Source organism: Nostoc sp. (genome assembly GCF_041747015.1).
Classification (GTDB): domain Bacteria; phylum Cyanobacteriota; class Cyanobacteriia; order Cyanobacteriales; family Nostocaceae; genus Nostoc.
Window position 1 is genome coordinate 1 of sequence record NZ_JBGTFY010000132.1, and the last position, 14,494, is coordinate 14,494.

Sequence of the window (14,494 nt, forward strand, 5' to 3'; positions counted from 1 at the left end):
CTCCTGAAGGGGACTTGACGCCACGCTCACGTGAGCTAGATCAAATTCTTCGTTTAGCCGCCTAGACCACCAGTTGCAACTTTTTGATACTTAGCTCAGGAATTTAATTTCTGGGTCAATTTCTGCAAAAGTATAGGAAACCTTAAATTTACGCGCAGACCTAACCCCCCTACCCCCCTTCCCTACAAGGGAAGGGGGAATTAAAGCCTCTCTCCGTTTCGGGGAGAGGTTTGGAGAGGGGTCAATGCATTATTTTTCGGAGATGTCTATTGTTTATCTTCACCAATATCAGTTTTGAGAAATTATTATATGTACTCGAAATAAAAATCGCAAAATTCAGCAAGGTAGATAATTCCTCTTTATTAAGTTGCTCTACAACACGCCTAAGTTTTTCGTAAATATTCATAGCCATTGCGATCGCTACTTTTTCCTTAATATACCTTTTTTTCAGGAAGTGACAGCAAGTCGCTGATGGTTTGATGTTGCTTGCATTTCTCCCTTTCCTATGCTGATAGCTAAAAAATCGCCAATTTGCTAATTTTGTCACAAGCGTATGCCCACACCTGGCAAAACCGCGGCTACAATTGCCTTAGATTCACGACTCGGTTTGCGAAATCAACCCGTATGCTCAATACGCCCCATCATTACTACATTCCACTGCTTAATCTGATAATTCTAGTCAGTTTGCGAGCTTTGTGGCACATAAGCACAATGGTATAGTCCCTTCAACAGACAATCAGAGAACTGCACTACACTTCTTACCGGAGACTCCCCAGCATCGCCTTTATCATTGTGATTTTACCTCTACCAATTTTCCAGCCCGTCGCGTAAAGCTAACATTTTGCCTGGAAAAACCTTGTTTGTGGTTGACCAACCAAAAAATGCTGGGTCTTTTTGCCCTTAATTACTCAAGCTAAATTCTAACTTCTTCTTAAAGAATAATGACTATCTTTTTTATACATCCAGTAGGAGTTTAGGATGTCAAAAAAATTACCATCAAATAATTCCTTACGAGTTATTTTTGTGGCATTGACGATTGGATTTGTTGGGTGTGGAAATCAAGCCGCAAGAACTACATTCACTCAAACCACCACCCAGGTAAATGAAAATCTTCCCCAAGTTGTAGCAACTACAAGCGTACTATGTGATTTAACCAGACAAGTTGCCGGGAATACAGTTAACCTTACCTGTTTAATTTCTCCTACTGCCAATCCCCAATTTTATAAACCAAAACCGGAAGATCGTAGAGCCATTGAGCAAGCTAATCTTATTCTCTATACGGGTTATAATTTTGAAACAAATCTGATCAAATTAATTAAAGCGACCAAAAACTCTGCACCGAAAATAGCCGTCGGTCAACTTGCGGTGTCTAAGCCACAAAAATTTCAGGAACGTGGCAAGAAAGTAAGCGATCCTCATCTTTGGCACAATACTAAGAATGCGATCAAGATGGTAGAAGTAATTAATAGTAACTTGAGAAAATTAGAATCTAGTGAGGCAGAAGCTTATACCAGTAATACCAGAAAAATCACAAATGATCTCACTCAATTAGATAGGTGGATTAAGTCAAGAATTAACAGTATTCCTGCCAAAAAACGCAAGTTAGTTACAAATTCTGATGCACTGGGTTATTACGCTAAAGCATACGGTATTTCATTGGCAGGGGGGTTGGAAGGTATTGGTAGTGAGAAACAACTAACAGCATCACGAGTGAAAAATTTGATTATAAATATTAAACGGGCTAAAGTTTCAACAATCTTTCCTGAGGCGGCAATTAGCTCTGATTTGATTGAATCTATAGCCACAGAAGCTAAAGTGAAAGTTTCCGAAAGGAAGTTGTATGCTGAGGGACTTGGTGAAACAGGAAGCGACGGGGACACTTATCAGAAAATGATGATTGCCAATACACGTACAATTGTGGAAGGGCTAGGAGGGACGTATTTGATGTTTAAAGTGCAAGCTGCTAAGTAGATAGAATATCAATTCAACCCTCCTTTTGCTGAAACTGGCTCAATAACCAAGTTCCAGCTTGAGATTGATTCGTTTCACGACTACGGCGTAAAGCTTCCTCTAAAATAGTGTAGGCGTAGCCCGTCGTAGACATCGCTAGTCTAGGCAATACCTGTGATTCACGTATACGTCTACTGCCTTGATCTGCGATCGCATAAGCAATAATTTGAGCATTTTGGACATCTACTACCCACTATTCAGCAACGCCTAAATCTTCATAGAGCGATCGCTTTGTACCCAAATCATCCAGCAGAGACGTTTTCGCAATCTCAATCACCAAATCCGGTGCAGGATACCGATCAAGGTTGACAATTCCTGTACCTGCTGGGATAGTTTGGGCGCGTTCTCTGAGATAATATGCCACATCCGGCTGACAATCCTGAACTCCAGTTTTACGAAAGGTGGTTGTGTCTAAACCTGTGGCTGGTATTCCTTTCAGTGCTGCAAATAGAGTCACTGCAAAAATAATTACAACATGGTCTTGATCATGATCAAAACTAACTGGTGCCATCTCCAGCCTCATGTACCCCTTGTAGTAGTAACTCTTTGCCTTCTCGTTGAGCAAGTTAGCGATCGCTTGCTCATAATCTTGCCAAGAAGCATAAATCCATGTATCTGTCGGTAACTGGGTCTGAGTTTCACTCATTATCTAACCCTTCTGCCAGTAATCTATATCTCTTGTCACTCAAATTCTAAACTTTCTCAGGTTGGATGATGAGGGTTGAAAGGCGATCGCCCGTTAGCAGAAAAGATATCAAGCTATTGTTTCTTCTTCAATTTTGGAGTCAGATGTTCTGGAATGTTCTCTAACTGAATTGCACTACAACCAAATTTATAAGCGGTTTCAATAGACCTTCCTGCTCCAAGAGCATCATAAAATCCTGTAGCAAACTTGATTGCAGCTATATCTCCAACTGCGTCACCCATGCCAATTACATAGTTAATATGTTGAACAATTACCTCGGCTTGCACTTCCGAATAGCAAGCATTTAGGAGAACGCATTCGACGTGTTCACTACACAGTTCAAATAAATCTGCTAGAGCAGTTGTAGTCACTAGCTTTGATTTTCCAGCTTCGTCTTCTATCACTAATCCTTCATCGCCAGATCCATGTCCACAGAAGTGGACAATTTGTGGTTCAGTATCTAATAAGGCTCGACGTAAATCATCAGTCCGAACAGCCCATCTCTGCTCTAGCTTAAATTGGTCACGCTTGCGAGATCGACGTAATCCCTCATCAATTTCACGCACTTCCTTATCCAGGCGTAATCTTCCCTCATTAACAGGACTTGATGCCACGATCAGAATTGTTTTCATAGTGTGTGATTTCTTCTTGCTCACAATTTGGAGAATCTGTTTTGGTTGAAGTGGTTGCCAAGTTTGGCGACGAGTTAAAGTTTCAGCCTCTAGCAATCTCCATTGCAATTTGTCTTTTAGTTCTGGAAGCTCACGGATAATATTGCGAAGTGCTTCACACGCTTGAGGAGTACCACGTTCTTGTAGACGCTGCGGAATATAGTCTTTCCACATTTTAATGCTGTCGTGTGGTGTTACTAAATATGCTTCAATGCCCGTTACTTGTTCATATTCAGAACTGTTTTGCTTTTCATCATCTGAGTCAGGATATTGCTTAGTCAGAAAGATATATAAATCTGCTATGTCTTGTTCAGGTACACGCTGTTCTATACTCCCACTATATTCAACTGAGAATGTTATCTTTTTAATAACTTCTCGACCAAATTCGGTATCTTGCTGAATAGCAGGCCAAACAACTGACCAGCCTGCATCTTCTGCATAGAGCATAAGCGCACAAGCTGCTGCAACTGCTTTTGCTCTTTCCTTGCTACTGCTAGGAAGAGGTGAAGTAATTAGAGATTCTGCAAATGCTTTAGCTTCAATAAATCCATATCTCAGTAAATCCTCAAGTAAATCACCTAGACTTTTATCAGTTAATTCTTTATCTTGAACTTTGTCAAATATTGCCTTAGCTAACTTTTCATTCCAGCATTTTTTGATTAAGCTGTTGATGTGAATAGAACCATGTTCTCTGTTATCTTTTTCAATTAATCTCATTAAGACTTTAATAAATTCGTTAGGAGCATTTTCATAGGCTTTGTTAACCAGTATCTGTCGATGCTCTTGGTCTTCAGTTCTTCCCCAGTTGGGATATGCAAGGATTATTGCTGTCCACTTTTGCCATTCTTCGGCGGATAAAGTGAAAATAAAGTTTGGTGCTTTTTGCAACAATAAACTTAATGCTTGATAACCTACTAATGCAGAGTAGCGTAAATGATTTGTACCCAGCCAAGCTTGATTTTCTGGCTCGCCATCATTCAGATACAGCCTTGCAGCATTAAAAATCCTTTCTTTTGTTGAATCATCTGCTTCATTCCAACCAGGAAGATTTATCAAACTAGAGCCAAATGGATCACCATAATGAGTACTATGAGCTTCAAGAGTTAATTGAAAGCATAAAGAATACCAAAGATTAGACTGACCAGCCTCAATTTTACTCAAAGTCTCAAGTACTTGTTTGCTTGGCGGAGGTTCTAAAAGAGGTTGCTTATCGTCTTCGTCTAGCCCTTCCTGTTGTTCTAGATATCTTGCTTGTTCCTGCTGCGCTCTTAGTGAACCTAACTCAATTGCTTCGATTAGAGATTCAAATTCTTTTCTTAGTACTAAGTTAGTCTGGCTTGCTGTAAGCACAGCATCTAGATGCTCAAATTCCAATTCAGTCAGTCTAAAACTCCACCGGATCAATTTTGTCCAAATCCTTTGATGATATTCCGTTTCTGATTTTTGGAGAGATTGAATTAACCATATAAAATCTTGCTTAAAAACGATTCCTGTTCTGTGGCTAATTAACCAGAGAGGCTCTTTGTCTGATTCTGGAATGATGGAGATAATTGACTCTACAAGTTGACGGCGTTTGTGAACATCATTTTTTAAAATCTGGCTAAAGGATATTGTTTTATATGAATCATCATATACTATTACATCACGGTTCTTAAGCCGCAAAAAAGCAACTCTAGTAAATGCCTGCATGACTTTTGGTTCATTCAAATTATCCCAGGCTTTCAACATAATTGCATCTGACAACTGCCCAAAAGGATAAAGCGAATCGCGTCTCTTAACTTGTTTTTCTAGCCATCTTAAAGCAACTGGTAAATCAGATATTTGAAGATGTTCTCCAAGCTCTTTTGCTATAAAGTCCTGATATCTCCCACCAATAGATTTGGATACTGGCTGTGTTATTACGTTAAAAACCTCTTCTGCTGTTATACTGCTTGGCCAGACCGCTCGGAGTCCACAGCCTTTTAGCTCTTCCTCTACATCATTTTGGATTTTGGCAACTGCTAAAGGTTTTAATCTTGCTTTGGTTTTCTCATCACCAAGATTGCATACAGCCACTGCTGCATTGATGCGAAGCGAAGAATGTTGCTGAGGATCAAGAGCAACATCGCCAAGATATTCTTGTACGGCTTTTACATTACAGGCTTCTGCAATATCAATAGCTACGTTCCTTGCATTTATACTCTTTGTTGAATAACAAATATAAGGTAGAAGCTGATCAACAAGTTTAGGATGATTTAGATTTTGGTATAGCCAAGTATGATATTTATGCGTTAATTTTTCCTCATTGTGTAATCTTAGAAGAGATTCAACCAGAGATGCTTTATCAGGATCACTGGCAGTGGTAACATCGCTTTGAAGTACAACATCGGGATCTGTTTTCATTACTTCCCTAAAAACTTCAGGAACCATACCAGCTAGCCAAGCAGTAGTTTCATGAAGCTGGGGAATTAACCTAAATTCAGAATCTTCAGAGGAAGCAATTAATTTCATTACTTGCTCTAAAGGTGTTTCGTGGTGAACCAAGTATCGTGCAGCAAGAAACTCAGCATAGGTCTGATGAGCAAAACCAATTCGATGCGGACCGCGCGAAGAAAATAGTTCGGTAACAGACAAAACCTCTTTAATGCAGTTTTCGTCAACTGGAAACTCTTGCTGATTAATATTTTCTTTACCTATGCAAATATCCCGAATAGCAATATCAGAATTTGGCATATTCCCATATTCTGGACTTATCCAAATGGCAGATCGATTAGAAAATAGAAGTAAAGCTGCAATTCGACTTGCTATAACTAATCGGTGTTTTGCATCTAAATTCCCGGTAAAGCCAGAATCGCAGCGATCTGGGTTAACCTCTTCACATAGTTGTAAACAACCTTCTTCGTATAAATCTTTCTGAGAAGAAGGAAACCGTCCATTTTGATAAATACCCAGAAGAAATTTTAATGTGATTGGCTTGATAGCAAGTGGAATAGCATTTTTATGAAAGACTTCCTGTAAAAAATCATCAGAGTTGATGTTACCCCTATTTGCCGCTTCAATTACATCTACTCGACATAGAGGAGCTAGCTCATATACCGCAACATTTTCTTCTCCCCAGTTGTCTTTTAGCTTCTGTTCTAAGCTATCCTTCCAATCAGCCGTCCTGCAAGTAATCCGAAAATACAGGCGATCGCAAGGTAGCTGTTCTATTTCACGTTTAAGAATTCTGACAAGTATTTTGATAGAAAGTAATCCCTCATCTAGGCTATCCAAAAAAAGATGTAGTTTATTTGTTCCTTTGCGCCAAGTTTGCAATGTTTCATCGCAGAAAATTGCATCACATAGCTGCTTGTCTGAATCATAATCACCAAGTCTGAACCACAAACAAACATTTTCTGAGCCATTAAACTTGTGAGAAACATGATGATATGCTTGTTGGGTTGCTGTGGTCTTACCCATACCAGCTTCACCGAGCAGCACCAAACAGGGGATTTCAGATATAGTTTCAAAGGCAACTGAATCAGATTTGTAAAAATGTCCCCACTCTGAATCTGGATTGACTAAATATCCACCATCACGTAGATCGATGTGACCTGACCGGGGACACCAGAAGCGCTTCCATGTGTAAACCTGACTTGGCATTTTTACTTACAACAGGCTGAGAATATTTTTACTATGTTAACCGTACCCAATCCTTAATGTTGTTCCATGAGAAACGAGCTTTTGGGATATTATGCTTCTGCGATCGCTCTCAAAATTTAAGTTTTGAACCTTTGAACTCGGAACTTCGACCTTTTTGCTCGAACGTTCAGGCTTTGAACTCGGAACTTCGACCTTTTTGCTCGAACATTCAGGCTTTGAACTCGGAGCTTCGACCTTTTTGCTCGAACGTTCAGGCTTTGAACTCGGAACTCCGACCTTTTTGCTCGAACGTTCAAGCTTTGAGCTTTAAACTTGCACTTCAACGATGCAATTGATCAGCTATTTTCTACGGCGTTACCTGTTGAGACTTGACTTTGCGATTCCTACGAGCAAACCGTTGCCCCATTTCTTCAACCATTGTATCTAAACCTGTCCCCTGACCACTGGCTTTAGCATAGTTATATACTTGCAACGCGGCTGCATAGGCTTCGCTGCCCACAGCTAAGGCGGTATCATCTAGCAAATCTTGCAATTGCATCAACGATAGCAATAATGGATACAACGCTTCAAACAACTGCACATCCTTCCGCATCTCTTCCAAGTCAAACGATCGCGGTAAAAACTCTGGGTTCTGCGCCGCTACCTCTAAGGCTTTGCTTACAAACGCTCGACTCTTATCTCCCATCTTGGGTAAAGCCTTGCGCTCTTCGGAACTCAAATCAACCAAAAACGGTAGCTTTTCTTTAATTGTAGCGTAGACGCGAAGCGGCTTGTCGTAGACATCGCTTGCAATAGGGCATCTTTGTCTGTTTGTGCCAGTGCTGCGCTAATTTTGGTCGTAGACATAGAAATTGCTCTCTACTAAATTTCTTAAATCTAGAGTTCCCACATATACAAATAAAATTTCCATTCGCACAGCAAAGCTGGTCATCGTAACAAAGACTGATTAGGCGTTAATTGACTCTCAAAACGGGTGTAAACAACTTGGGTTGGATACCAAGAAGAAAACCAGTACAAATCTTGAATAACTTTGCAAGAACTACTCGCATCTGCCAATTCAAAGTGAACCAAGGCTAAGTTATTCAATCCAACGACTTCTCGCCCTTCCTGAAACCAGCGAGATTTCCACAATATCAAAGGTTGTAACCATTTCCATTTGGTATTTTCGGCTCGTTTCCAAGGAGCTATCAACGATAATATATCTGCTGTGCAGTCAGAAGTCTGAGCGTTTTGTCGAGGTATCCACTCCAACACACAATGCCAATCAGAGTTAGTCAGCAGTTGACGATTCCGGTGTAATTGTCTGGCTGAAATTTCTACCATTTTGGGTGGATTAATCCACCCCGTCCAATGTCTCACCGTTTCTGGTAGCAGCCAATCTTTCAATCGTGTATGAATCAGCCGCGTCAGCGTCTCTTCATTCTTCAATGCACTAGCGGTTAACTGCACCAATACAGATTGCAATTTGGAATGTGTGCGTGCATAAGACAGGCGAGCAACAGAACTGTAATGGATATCTCCAGATAAAATAACGACTTGTTGACGTTCCTCAAACAAAGTGGTTAGGAATTTCGCCAGTGCTTCAGTATTAATATTCCAAGCATCGCCAACATCCGTTGAAAAAACTTTTTTCTGTCGCAAATGCCAGTGGTGAATCCAATCAATCACTTGTGAGCCAAATACATTTGTCGGCGCAATTACAAATGTGGTTTGAATCTGAGTTTGTTCAGCTATTTGTTGTAAAGGCGAAACTAATTGTTGCTCAAAGGCTTTTGGGCATAGCAGCATCGCTGGCGCGACCGCTTTTTGATCGGCTGGATAACCGCGCCAAGTGCGTGTATCAAGCACAATTACTTCATGGCGATCGCTCCGAACTGTATAATGCCAAGTAAGTGCTTCAGGGTGTCGATCTAGAATGAATACTGAACCATCTTGGACAAAAGTAGGTAAGTCTGTAGCGGGATCGTTGGCTGGCATACCTACATAACGAGCGATCGCTTGATCAGCCTTGGCATCCGTCCCTTGAGAAGCTGACCAAGCTTGTGCAGCCGCCAGCAGTTTTTCCCCAGGTTGACCGACTGCAAATTGCCCTGGTGTATTGCCCCACCCTTGAAACACCGTGTAAGCTAACAGAGCATTTTGGACTATTCTTCGCCCTAAGGGACGCCCCAATACGCGCAAACACCAAGCTTGGTTTAGGTTCCAGTCATCACTAACATCATGGTCATCAAAGATGGTGTACATGGGAATATTGGCAAGGGCGCGGCGCACTTTCCCAAGGGTATAAATGAATTGCCGCAAATGCTGCACTGTTCGGTTCCAATTCTTGATAGCATGGCGATCGCGTGTTACTTCGTGTCCTTGGGGAAATGCGACAGGCCAACACACTGGCGACCAAGCTAGTAAATAAGTAGCGTAATACTCGCCGAGACTAAAAAGATGACTATTGATTTTCTCAGGTTTATTATGTAATCCTGCGGTCAGCCCAGCTTGATTAGTTGCAACATCAGCCCGCTCTCCAGGGGGTAGCTGCTGGGGGGTGCAGTACACTCCATTTACAGGAAGTTGTTCTTCCCAACCCAAGAGGGCATCGCCGAGAGTACTAGCAACCCACAACGACGGATTTGCTACATCGTCGCCGTAAATTTGATCTCCCGTGAGGAATAGCTGGTGCGGACGGTGTTGGGGTTGATTCGCTGATGACTCAATTAAGCAGTCAAGAATCGGCAGTGCATCAAACCCATGACCATGAGGTTTACGGCAGGAAGCATGGACAATTTGCAAATCTTGAAGATGGGTGGGCGGTAGAACAAAGGTTGGCTTTTGATGATCAAAGTAGCTGATGCTGACTGTGGGAGAAGAGTTTGAGCATAATGCTTGTTGCATTTGCAGGGTTTGGTCAGCAAGACTAAACTGGAGGTCGTATGCATAGATGCGTTGACTAGTTAGACGATGCCCAATTGTAGACCGAGCTGCGATCGCAACTATATGAAGATACTTACCCAGAGCAACGGTAGAGCGTTCCCCCTCCAATAAGCAATTTCCTAATGCTTGACCATCATCTGTTGTGTTATAAACCTTGAGTTCTACCTGACAAGATTGTTTTAGTGCTACCCATACCGTCACTGACTCTGGTTCAGTATGTTTGAGGATTGGCCCCGCTAAAATCAGTGGCAGTTCTTGTAAAAACTCGTCCCCAACTTGATACTTCATTGCAAACAGTTGACAAAATGGTGGTGTTTTAGATTATGTTGCTTTATTTCTAAAATAGCAGCCGAAGATCCTAGCGATTCAGAACTACTATAAATAATCATCACCAAATAAAGACGAATGTCTCGCCAGTCCTCAATTTAACACGCCTCATAATTCAGCGATGCTACGCTACGCCGAACTGTAAAATATCCTCATCAACTGCAAAACTAGCTGCCTTGAAAACCGACAGTATCTTTTATCGCATCTTTCAAAGCTTCCCCAGCACCTTGTTTGAACTGATTAACCAACCGCCATCACTGGCCAGTACTTACCAATTTTCCTCAGTCGAAGTCAAACAACTGGCATTTAGAATTGATGGCGTATTTTTACCCAATACTCCAGAACTACCTATTTATTTTGCTGAGGTGCAATTTCAACCAGATAAAAAATTTTATTCCCGTTTATTTACCGAAATCTGTAACTATCTCGACAAAACCGAATTAACTAACAACTGGCGTGGTGTTGTGATCTTCCCCAACCGCAGCGTTGATACTGGAGATACAGAAAGATATGCAGAATTACTTAACTCACAACGAGTAACTCGCGTTTATCTGAACGAGTTAAGCTCAATTCCCACATCATCAATCGGGATTGAGGCAGTTAAACTAATCATTGAGCCTGAATCCACTGCGACAACGAAAGCTATAGAGATTGTAAATAGCGTCCGAAAAGAAATTCTCAATGCCGCCCAACAGCGGGAAGTTATACAATTGATAGAAACGATATTAATCTACAAATTGCCGCGCTTGAGCCGGGAGGAGATGGCAAAAATGTTTGAATTAAGTGAGTTAAAGCAAACTAGATTTTACCAAGATGTTTTTGCAGAGGGTAAAGAAGAAGGCAAAGAAGAAGGTAAGCTAGAAATAATACCTCAGCTATGGGCTTTAGGATTGAGTATTGAACAGATAGCCCAAGCGTTAGGTTTGGACGAACAAGTTGTTAGGCAAGCTGCACAACCGAAATCATAAAATGATCGGGAATCTCCAAAACGGTTTGCTGGTTTCGCCAATTTCCGTATGGGAGATTGCATAGTATGGTTGTGTAGCGATCGCTTACCCTCTCTTCTAACTCTGGAGTACCCAGTGGTGTGGGATGGGCTAGATACCAATCCCACAAAAGTCATTCTTGAAATTAATTCCGAGCGATACCTTCTTGACGCGCTGCTTGTTGTACAGCAGCAGCAACAGCAGTGACGACGCGCTCATCAAAGACTGAAGGAATAATATGCTCCCGATCCAAGTCGGAAGGCTTGACCAAAGAAGCGATCGCATTTGCGGCTTGTAGATACATTGTGGTGGTAATTGTCTGTGCCCGACAATCTAAAGCACCACGAAATACCCCAGGAAAAGCTAAAACGTTATTAATTTGATTCGGGTAATCACTGCGCCCGGTGGCGATGACAGCAACATCTTCGCTGATTAATTCTGGCTGAATCTCTGGAATCGGATTTGCCATTGCAAACACAATTGGGTCTTTCGCCATTGAATGCACCATTTCTGGTGTCAAAACTCCCGGTGCGCTGACACCAATAAAGACATCTGACCCTTGCATTGCCCCCGCTAATGTACCCTGAGCTTTTACCGCAAATTCGAGTTTTTCTGTTGTTAGGTCGGTGCGACTGGTAGAGATAATTCCTTTAGAGTCGCACATCCAGATTTTTTCGGCTCCAGCTTTCCGAAGTAACCGAGCGATCGCTATTCCAGCCGCTCCAGCACCGTTAATCACGATGTGGATTTCGGCCATTGACTTATGTACTAGCTTCAGGGAATTAAACAATGCTGCCAAGGTGACAATTGCTGTACCGTGCTGGTCATCATGAAATACGGGAATATCTAACTCTTGGCGCAATCTTTCTTCTATTTCAAAGCAGCGAGGTGCAGCAATATCCTCTAGATTCACGCCCCCAAACACCGGAGCGATATTCTTAACTGTCTGGATAATTTCTTCAGTATCTTGGGTGGCCAGACAGATGGGAAAAGCATCTAGCCCCGCAAATTCTTTGAATAGCATTGCTTTACCCTCCATGACTGGTAGAGCCGCAGCTGGCCCCAAATTTCCCAATCCTAAAACGGCACTACCATCGGTAACAATGGCAACAGTGTTTTGTTTGATAGTTAATTTATAAACTTCCTCTGGGTCTTGAGCGATCGCCGTACAAATTCGACCAACTCCGGGCGTGTAAGCCATTGCTAGATCGGAAACACTTTTTAGGGGAATTCTGCTGGCAATGCTAATTTTGCCACCGCGATGCAAATTAAAGGTGCGATCGTAGACACTGAGTAACTTGATGTCTGGCAATGCTTTCACTGCTTGCACAATGGTTTCAGCGTGTTCAGTACTAGCAGCATCCACAGTCAGATCGCGGGTGGATTCTTTGCGGGTTTGTTCAATTAGATCAATTTGACCGAGATTACCACCACTGTTAGCGATCGCCTGGGTTACTGAGGCTAACATCCCTACACGATTGGGAATCTGCAAGCGCAGAGTCAAACTAAAACTAGAATTAGGAGTTAAGTCTGTCATGTTGATTTTGGATTTTAAGTTTTATATCTTATATTGAATTGAAACGAAAGGTGACATACTCCTACACTGATGCAACGCATACAGTGTAGGCTTCCAAGACAATCCGGCTATTGCTTAGGAGGCTCTTGGCTTTAAGAACGGAATTCTATTCTTCACGTTAATTGCTGCATTATGATCGCGGTCAAGACTGCATTTACAACTGGGGCAGTCGTGCCATCTTTCATGCAATTTTTTGGGAACCTTCACCCCACAACTAGAACAATCTTGTGATGTACCTGATGGATTCACTGCAATCGCACATAACCCAGCGTTTTCGCGAAAGTGTCCACGGGGATACTCCCCGGTGGCGCATTTCGCGGCTTTGGTTGTTAGAATTGACAGGAAACTACCCCATCCAGCGTCATGCACAGATTTCGCTAGCATAGAACGAGAAAGACCTTTGACGTTTAAATCTTCGTGAACTACAACATCATATTTTCCCAGTAGATTGTTTGCTGTTTTAAAATGAAAGTCTTTGCGCTTATCAGCTACTTTTTTATGCTGCTTGGCGACTTGCTTAATAGCTTTTTTGCGTCGATTACTTCCTTTTTTACGACGTGAAATACGTTTTTGAATGACCCGCAATCGCTTCCGAGATTTACGGTAATGCTGAGGAATTGAAACAACATCACCATCGGAAGTTGTCAAAAACTCTTTTAAACCGAGGTCAATGCCTGTAATCGAGTCTGCATTGAAATCAGGCTTAATACTTGGGACTGTCGTATCTTCAAGGCTTAAAGTTAAATAATAACCATCAGCCTTCTTAGTTACGGAAGCGGTTTTGATTTTAAAGCCATCTGGAATAGGACGATGCAAAATAACTTTAATTACACCGAACATCGGTAAAGTTATTAAATTACCTTGCAAACACCCATCCTGTGCGCTAAGAGCGCCCCGCTTCGCTAACATTTGCGGATAAGTAAAAGTTCTGTATCGGTCACGAGACTTAAAACGAGGTCGTCCACTTCGTTTTCCACTGCTGTCACCTTTTAAAAAACGGTCAAAAGTTACCTTAACTCGTTTAACTATATCTTGTAGCACCTGCGAGTAAATCTCACCGTACCAAGGATGAGTTTTTTTGAGTTGTGGTAGCGTTTTCTTTTGTGAGTAATAGTCTGGGTTGTCCCGCAATTCTGGTATGTGGCAAACAAGAGGGCAAGCATTAATCGGTGAGCGATTGCGCTCGTACCAATCAAACCTATCGGCCAACAAAAAATTATACTGAGCGCATAACATAGATAGCCATCTGTCTATCTCTATGGCTTGTTTTGCTGTTGGTCGTAGCTTGTACTGGTATGCTGTTCTCACTTGTTCGCCTCCTCCTCGTTCCATTATGTTAACATAAATGAGGGAACGTTGGGGGAACAAGTGAAGAACAAAGAGTTAAAGATACGCATTAGTGAGCGTAGGCTCAATAAAGTACGATTGTACGCAGTTCGCGCCGACAAAAGTATGACTCAAGTAATTGAAGAACTCATTGATTCTTTACCAACTCCAGAGATAGGCAATTCGTCATCGACCAACATGCAAGAGTGAACGCAGTTCACTATCACACGGAAAGTCAATTCCGACGCTCGATGACTCGCTACCGCTTCTCTACGAGACGCTACGCGAACGCTATCATTGCCCAGAATTCATCCCACGCTCCCCTGAGTACAGGGTGAGACGTGGGGCTTCTTCTGCTCTAGCTAAA

General features: G+C 42.0%; 8 protein-coding genes and 2 pseudogenes. 2 read left to right on the plus strand and 8 right to left on the minus strand.

The window, feature by feature from the left end:
• Positions 1-978 precede the first annotated feature (978 nt).
• The gene (locus ACEW80_RS09625; RefSeq protein WP_373526356.1) at positions 979-1,971 is read left to right on the plus strand and encodes a metal ABC transporter solute-binding protein, Zn/Mn family; all 993 of its coding nucleotides are present in this window, start codon (positions 979-981) and stop codon (positions 1,969-1,971) included.
• A gap of 13 nt (positions 1,972-1,984) precedes the next feature.
• Here ACEW80_RS09625 and ACEW80_RS09630 read toward each other — a convergent pair whose 3' ends face one another.
• The 5 genes and pseudogenes from ACEW80_RS09630 to ACEW80_RS09650 form a co-directional block, all read right to left on the minus strand.
• Entirely contained in the window at positions 1,985-2,119 is a 135-nt protein-coding gene (locus tag ACEW80_RS09630) for a hypothetical protein (protein ID WP_373526357.1), read from the minus strand.
• A gap of 84 nt (positions 2,120-2,203) precedes the next feature.
• Positions 2,204-2,656 carry a Uma2 family endonuclease gene (locus tag ACEW80_RS09635; protein WP_373526358.1) on the minus strand — a complete coding sequence of 151 codons (453 nt, stop codon included), beginning with the start codon at positions 2,654-2,656 and terminating at the stop codon, positions 2,204-2,206.
• A gap of 113 nt (positions 2,657-2,769) precedes the next feature.
• Positions 2,770-6,987, minus strand: a complete 4,218-nt coding sequence (locus ACEW80_RS09640) for a CHAT domain-containing protein (protein ID WP_373526359.1) — start codon at positions 6,985-6,987, stop codon at positions 2,770-2,772.
• Between the two features lie 346 nt (positions 6,988-7,333).
• Positions 7,334-7,833: pseudogene (locus ACEW80_RS09645) on the minus strand (hypothetical protein).
• Positions 7,834-7,914: 81 nt separating this feature from the next.
• Entirely contained in the window at positions 7,915-10,200 is a 2,286-nt protein-coding gene (locus tag ACEW80_RS09650; RefSeq protein ID WP_373526360.1) for a PhoD-like phosphatase, read from the minus strand.
• A gap of 215 nt (positions 10,201-10,415) precedes the next feature.
• Between ACEW80_RS09650 and ACEW80_RS09655 the strand changes: the two genes are divergently transcribed.
• Positions 10,416-11,207, plus strand: coding sequence for an Rpn family recombination-promoting nuclease/putative transposase (locus tag ACEW80_RS09655; RefSeq protein ID WP_373526361.1), 792 nt, complete (start codon positions 10,416-10,418; stop codon positions 11,205-11,207).
• On the opposite strand, the gene ACEW80_RS09660 is transcribed toward ACEW80_RS09655, so the two are convergent.
• The 3 genes and pseudogenes from ACEW80_RS09660 to ACEW80_RS09670 form a co-directional block, all read right to left on the minus strand.
• On the minus strand, positions 11,179-11,355 hold the full coding sequence (locus ACEW80_RS09660) for a hypothetical protein (protein ID WP_373526362.1): 177 nt from the start codon (positions 11,353-11,355) through the stop codon (positions 11,179-11,181). The genes ACEW80_RS09655 and ACEW80_RS09660 overlap by 29 nt on opposite strands.
• Before the next feature lie 15 nt (positions 11,356-11,370).
• On the minus strand, positions 11,371-12,762 hold the full coding sequence (locus tag ACEW80_RS09665) for a malic enzyme-like NAD(P)-binding protein (protein ID WP_373526363.1): 1,392 nt from the start codon (positions 12,760-12,762) through the stop codon (positions 11,371-11,373).
• A gap of 61 nt (positions 12,763-12,823) precedes the next feature.
• Positions 12,824-14,109 (minus strand): annotated as a pseudogene (locus ACEW80_RS09670) (RNA-guided endonuclease InsQ/TnpB family protein).
• Between the last annotated feature and the right edge of the window lie 385 nt (positions 14,110-14,494).

What these genes read in the sequence shown, in the direction of transcription:
- ACEW80_RS09625 (WP_373526356.1), top strand. Translation starts at nt 979, where the DNA reads ATGTCAAAAAAATTACCATCAAATAATTCCTTACGAGTTATTTTTGTG.
- ACEW80_RS09665 (WP_373526363.1), bottom strand. Translation starts at nt 12,762, where the DNA reads ATGACAGACTTAACTCCTAATTCTAGTTTTAGTTTGACTCTGCGCTTG.
- ACEW80_RS09635 (WP_373526358.1), bottom strand. Translation starts at nt 2,656, where the DNA reads ATGAGTGAAACTCAGACCCAGTTACCGACAGATACATGGATTTATGCT.
- ACEW80_RS09650 (WP_373526360.1), bottom strand. Translation starts at nt 10,200, where the DNA reads ATGAAGTATCAAGTTGGGGACGAGTTTTTACAAGAACTGCCACTGATT.
- ACEW80_RS09640 (WP_373526359.1), bottom strand. Translation starts at nt 6,987, where the DNA reads ATGCCAAGTCAGGTTTACACATGGAAGCGCTTCTGGTGTCCCCGGTCA.